We start from the raw sequence: 5,250 nt of genomic DNA on the forward strand, positions 1-5,250 counted from the left end.
GTCCTTGTGGTTCGTCGAGCAAAACCAGCGGCGCCAGAACGTCGGCACGCCGTGGTCATGAGCAACGGCATCGCCAACGTGAGCGTCATCATCATGCGCGATGACCTCGACGTGAACGTCATGGTCCATGATGGAACCTCTCAAAGGGATCATGAAGTTCGGGCACAGAACCGAGACTGACAATCGAAATTGATTGCTGCTTGGAAGCAAGAAAATTGCACTTCGAATTGGGAGGTCGGAAAACCTCGATTTCTTTGGGCGCGGCACATGAAATGCAAGAATATTGCTGTAAAGGCGCAAAGAATTTCGTTTGCCGCATATCGCCATACGGCCGACACTCGGGTTGTCATCCAGGCCGATGTCGCAGGAGCCTGACGACATTCAACGGAGCATACGCAGCCTGGAATGCAGGAGGTCGATCATGCGACACATCCGGAGAGCGAGTTGCGTGGCACGTGGTGACTGCGGGATGCCCATGCAGTGGGTGGACGTCAGTCTTCTTGCAGGCGCATTCGCCTTCCTCGCGTGGAGCATCACCTCACTCTAGTGCCTGATGGAGCTGAGGTTGGCCATGCAAGCCTACAACCTATTCCGGCGCAGGGGTCATGCGGATCTGGTTTGCGCAGTCCCGGAGGACCATCCCGTGCCGCCGTTCATCAGAGCCACCTCATGGGTATTCGGCGGAACGTTGGAGGACTCCGATGTAGACCGATTGGCCTTCGGTCGCGAGGCGGCTGAAGCCAGTGTCCGTCACATCGGCTTCTATCTCTTCCAAATGGTAAAGCCTTTGCCTGTCGGCCGCCCCGCAGCGCGTGGGACGGACAAGGATGCCTTACCCGAAGTTCCTCTTCCCCGGAGTGCGCTACGTCAGGAGATCGCGGAGGCACTGGGCCGCTGGCGAGCCGCTCAGGCTCGCCGTGACAGCTGTCACGAGAAGCGCATGCGCATTCCCATGGGATTGAGATGCGGGCCATAGGACGGATGCATACTGGCCCCTGTCCCCGTCCATGAGAGCCCATGAGGAGATGGCCATGACCGCTTCCATCTATCCGGAGGCCACACCCGAGCTGGCGCGCAAGCGTCGCGAGCTTGCTCCCGAGGTCCAAGCAGCATTCGAGTCCTTCGGACGCCAGGTTTTCTCGGACGGCGCTTTGCCGAGCAAGACAAAGCAGCTGATCGCCGTAGCGGTCGCGCACGTCACGCAATGTCCATATTGCATCCAGGGACATACTCGGGCGGCGCAGCGGGCGGGCGCAACCGCCGAGGAACTGATGGAGGCCGTCTGGGTAGCCGCGGAGATGCGAGCCGGCGCGGCATACGCGCATTCCGCCATCATGATCTCTGCGCTGTCCGGGGAAGAGCCGAAATAGGTCGGATCGGCGATGGGGTGTTTCGGCGTGATATCGCTGCAATGGAGGTAGGCATGCCATCAGGGCAAGAGCAAGTGGCGCCATCGCCCTCGTTCGGAATGGTCCTGTACCGGATCGTCGTCGCCGCGCTCCTGCTGTCCGCCCTGGTCCTGGTTGCCTGCATCCTTGTGGGCAAGCTGAGCGGGGCGGGTGTCGAGTCATACCTCCAGGCATCCGGTCTCTGCTTCAGTCTGGTCGGGGCACTCGCGTTGGGTCATGGGCTCGGAGCCGAGACGAGATCCGCACACGACAAGGCTACGACCTGCTATGTCATGGCGCTGATGAACTACTCGATCGCCTACAACGTATTCCTGGTCCACGGACTTGCCCGGGCATTGGTCAACCCTTGATCTGCTCGGCAAGGCTGCTGATCCCGGTCGGAAGGAGAGTCGTTTCGCTATTGTGCAACACACTGGAAAATTGGAATGTCTCTGGAGACATTCCAATTTCCGGAGTTATGCGCCTGCCGGGTTGCGACTATCTCGGAGTTCCATCGCATTGGAGCTCAACATGATTGACCATCTCGATCTTCTATCACGCCTCGCCGAGGATCTCGCAGGCGAGATTCTGTCGGAATATACGGTTGAGGACTACCGTGGTTCCGAAGCCGTCGGGCGGCTGCGCCTCGTCGCAGAGAAACTGGAACAGGGAAACAGACCAAACCCGCCCGTCGTCTGCATCGTGATCAGGAACGCGGAACCTGTCCTGCACTAGGCAGGACACCGATGGAAAATCATCGGGAACGTTGTCAGACCAGAGGTCAGAAGGTCATCCCCGCAGGCTTCTCTGATGCTAGCGCCTCTCGGCTATGCAGTCATTGAGTTGAGTCGGGCCCCTTGCGCTCTCAATCCGGACTCAACGCTCCTACGTCGTGAGGGTCATGGCGATCATCGGCGTGATCGCGGCGGCCGGCGTCACCATGAAATCGATGTCGCAACTCGGCGAGATCATGTTCCGTCCGCGTCTGGTCGATGTCGTCCGGGCGAATGCTGCTGTCGCCGAAGAGAGGGATCAACGCGCGAACATCCACGCCAAGATTGCGGCCGCCGACAAGATCGTGGCCGAGCAGGAAGAGGCCCGAAAAGGCGCGCGGGCATAGGCCGGGCTGTTGATAAGAGTATCGTTCTAACCAAACGTCAGATGCTCCGCCAGAGCGCTCGCCTGATTGGCTGCCGGTGTAAACCAAGCTCCCTTCTGATGGTGGGCAGCCCGTGAGACGCCCCAGCCTGCCTCAGGCAGGATGCCCGCTCGATGGCTCTGCCCCGGCCTGAGACAGCCATTTTCCTGCCGGTGGCGAACGACCATTGCCGAACGGGAACCGGTCCACCGCTCGTCCGTTGACCTGATACCCGGCCCACTCCTTTGCCCCCAAAGGGGCCGGGACCTTGAAGCGCTCCTGTCAGGGGCGCTTTTTCTTTGCCCTGTAAGGGCTCGCCCTCACTTCGGCTCGATCGTGGGATCCCCTCCAGGCGAACCCGGCGGTGGGATCACTCGCGTCGTGCCGGGATCCGGATCGGGCGGCCGAACCGTCATCTCGGGCGCAATATCTGCAGGCGGACGGATGACGCCGCCGCTGCGGTTGAGCTTATCGCTGAGGGGCTCGCTCGAGCGGCCCACCGAACCCGTGGAGCGGGGATCCTGCGGTCCCGTGCGCTCCGGCTGCAAGGTTTCCGAAGACAGTGGGCTGGTCTGGGCGGCGGCCGCCTCGACGCTGGCTACCAGGACCGCGAGCGCTGCGCCCGCAATCAGAAGGTCTCGTCGTCCGGGGCTCATGGGGCACCTCCGATGAACCTGTGCGACGCCCCTGAATCCAACGCGGGCCCGACAGAGGCCGTTCCCCTGCATGCCTCAGCGCCCGCGGGCCCCAAATGCCTGCTCACCCAGCATCCAGAGGCTCGCAAGGCTCACTTGCGGCCGTGCACGAGCAGTGCCATGCGAATGACCTCGGACAGGCTCTTTGCTTTTAGCTTGTTCATTACATTGGCACGATAGATCTCCACCGTGCGGGGGCTGATCTCCAGATCGTGCGCGATCACTTTGTTGGCCTTGCCCTCGACCAGTCCCTGAAAGACCTGGCTCTCGCGCTCGGACAGCGATTCTATGAGCACCTTCGCCGCACGAACCTCTTCGCTCTCGACGGGTCTATCCTGTGACGCGCGGATGGCCGATCGAACCACCTCCAGGAAGCGATCATCACTGAACGGCTTTTCCAGAAAATCGACCGCACCGGCTTTCATCACGTGGACGGCCAGCGGCACGTCGATGACACGGTGGATGACAGCTTCCCGGCAAGCGATCCGCCCGCCTGGACGACATCAGCCTCGAAGAGTGTCGCCGCGGAATGCGAGCCCGACGACCTGAAGGACGCTCCCATCCCACCCGGCGAGGGCCTCGAGACAGAAGCCGGAGACACCGCTCGATCCAGGGCGGATCAAGTCTCCGGACCCGCTCGCGACCTCTACAGGCGCGGCCAGTCGTACATGGAGCAGGGCCGGCGGCACTGGCCCGAGGCCGAGCGCTACTACCGGCAGGGCACTGAGGCCATGCGGAGGCCCGTGCAGGAGCATCCGCTCGCCACCATGATTGCCGTCGGGGCTCTGGGCTGTGCCCTGGGCTAGGTGTGCAGTCCCAGGGTGTGGTGGTGCATTCTTGAGTCGAGAGGCGGAGGATGCGCTATGGCAGCAGGTCTTCACGGTTGCGCCCGCACGACGCCGCGCGTTCGAGCCGAACTCCAAGCGGCGCAAGAGGCAACCCGCGCCCTTGCCACCCAATACGGCCTGAACCCGAAGACGGTGGCGAAGTGGCGAAAGCGCACGACCACATCCGATCGGCCGATGGGACCCGCCCGGCCGCACAGCACGGTGCTGAGCGAGACCGAAGAAGCCATGGTCGTCGCGTTCCGGCGTCGCACCCTGCTGCCGCTCGATGACGTTCTGGGGTGCCTGCGCGAGAGCATCCCAAAGCTCTCGCGCAGTGCACTGCACCGCTGCCTGGAACGGCACGGCATCTCAAGGCTCCCCAAGGATCCCGAGAATGCATCCAAGCGCCAGCGCTTCGCCGAGACGAAGATTGGCTATGTGCACATTGATGTCTGCGAACTCAGATCGGCCGAGGGCAAAACCCATATGTTCCTGGCCATCGACCGGGTCTCGAAGTTTGCCTATGTCGAACTCCATCCGGCCGCCACCATGTTAATCGGCGCCGCCTTTCTGCGCAGTGTCGTCGAGGCCTTCCCGTATCGCATTCACACCGTGCTGACCGACAACGGCGTCCCCTTCGCCGACCAGCCGCGCTATCGCTCAGGCCCGACCGCACGCTTCAGGGGCCATGCCTTCGACCGTGTGTGCAAGGAGCACACCATCGAGCACAGGCTGACCAAGCCCTATCATCCGTGGACCAACGGCCAAGCAGAGCGCATGAACCGCACGATCAAAGAGGCCACCGTGAAGGTCTTCCATTACGAGACCCTCGAGAGCCTCTCGGCACACGTGCTCGCCTTCGTCACGGCCTACAATTTCGCCAAGCACCTCAAGGCGCTGAAGTGGCGAACACCCTTTCAGGCGATCGGCGAGGCCTGGACCAAAAACCCAGAGCCCTTCAAAATCAACCCGCACCACCTCATCCCGGGACCATACACAATGGCATCCTGGATTCAGCTGGCGCCCGCAGGAGCGCCAGAAATGGCGCCCGACCTATCGAGGAAAAGGCAGAGCACAGCAGTTCGAGGCCCACGACGAGGCCGAGGCAGCGAGCCACACGAGCAACAGCTTCTGACCAGACAGGAAGGCGTCGCGGACAGCATAGAGGCCATCGCCCCGACCGTGCTGCCAAAGCTGGATAG

6 protein-coding genes and 2 pseudogenes are annotated in these 5,250 nt (G+C 62.2%); 6 read left to right on the top strand and 2 right to left on the bottom strand.

The features are described 5' to 3' along the window. The first annotated feature begins 1,031 nt into the window (after positions 1-1,031). The 4 genes from BN1233_RS28200 to BN1233_RS28215 all read left to right on the top strand — a co-directional run bounded on the left by BN1233_RS28200 (position 1,032) and on the right by BN1233_RS28215 (position 2,508). On the top strand, positions 1,032-1,370 hold the full coding sequence (locus BN1233_RS28200) for a carboxymuconolactone decarboxylase family protein (RefSeq protein WP_046866995.1): 339 nt from the start codon (positions 1,032-1,034) through the stop codon (positions 1,368-1,370). A gap of 53 nt (positions 1,371-1,423) precedes the next feature. Beyond that, positions 1,424-1,759, top strand: a complete 336-nt coding sequence (locus BN1233_RS28205) for a hypothetical protein (RefSeq protein ID WP_046866996.1) — start codon at positions 1,424-1,426, stop codon at positions 1,757-1,759. Positions 1,760-1,919: 160 nt separating this feature from the next. Beyond that, complete coding sequence (locus BN1233_RS28210) at positions 1,920-2,123, top strand: hypothetical protein (RefSeq protein WP_046866997.1); 204 nt, start codon at positions 1,920-1,922, stop codon at positions 2,121-2,123. Between the two features lie 166 nt (positions 2,124-2,289). Next, on the top strand, positions 2,290-2,508 hold the full coding sequence (locus BN1233_RS28215; protein WP_046866998.1) for a hypothetical protein: 219 nt from the start codon (positions 2,290-2,292) through the stop codon (positions 2,506-2,508). A 338-nt stretch (positions 2,509-2,846) separates the two neighbouring features. Here BN1233_RS28215 and BN1233_RS28220 read toward each other — a convergent pair whose 3' ends face one another. Then, positions 2,847-3,182 carry a hypothetical protein gene (locus tag BN1233_RS28220; RefSeq protein ID WP_074078379.1) on the bottom strand — a complete coding sequence of 112 codons (336 nt, stop codon included), beginning with the start codon at positions 3,180-3,182 and terminating at the stop codon, positions 2,847-2,849. Positions 3,183-3,313: 131 nt separating this feature from the next. Continuing rightward, a pseudogene (locus BN1233_RS28225) lies at positions 3,314-3,670 on the bottom strand (LuxR C-terminal-related transcriptional regulator); the annotation flags it as partial. Positions 3,671-3,679: 9 nt separating this feature from the next. On the opposite strand from BN1233_RS28225, the gene BN1233_RS28230 reads away from it, so the two are divergent. Both BN1233_RS28230 and BN1233_RS28235 read left to right on the top strand, forming a co-directional pair. Further along, the gene (locus BN1233_RS28230) at positions 3,680-4,027 is read left to right on the top strand and encodes a tetratricopeptide repeat protein (protein ID WP_147707608.1); all 348 of its coding nucleotides are present in this window, start codon (positions 3,680-3,682) and stop codon (positions 4,025-4,027) included. A 57-nt stretch (positions 4,028-4,084) separates the two neighbouring features. Next, positions 4,085-5,047: pseudogene (locus BN1233_RS28235) on the top strand (IS481 family transposase); the annotation flags it as partial. Positions 5,048-5,250 lie beyond the last annotated feature (203 nt).

It is taken from the genome of Microvirga massiliensis, from assembly GCF_001006805.1.
Taxonomy (GTDB): Bacteria; Pseudomonadota; Alphaproteobacteria; order Rhizobiales; family Beijerinckiaceae; genus Microvirga; species Microvirga massiliensis.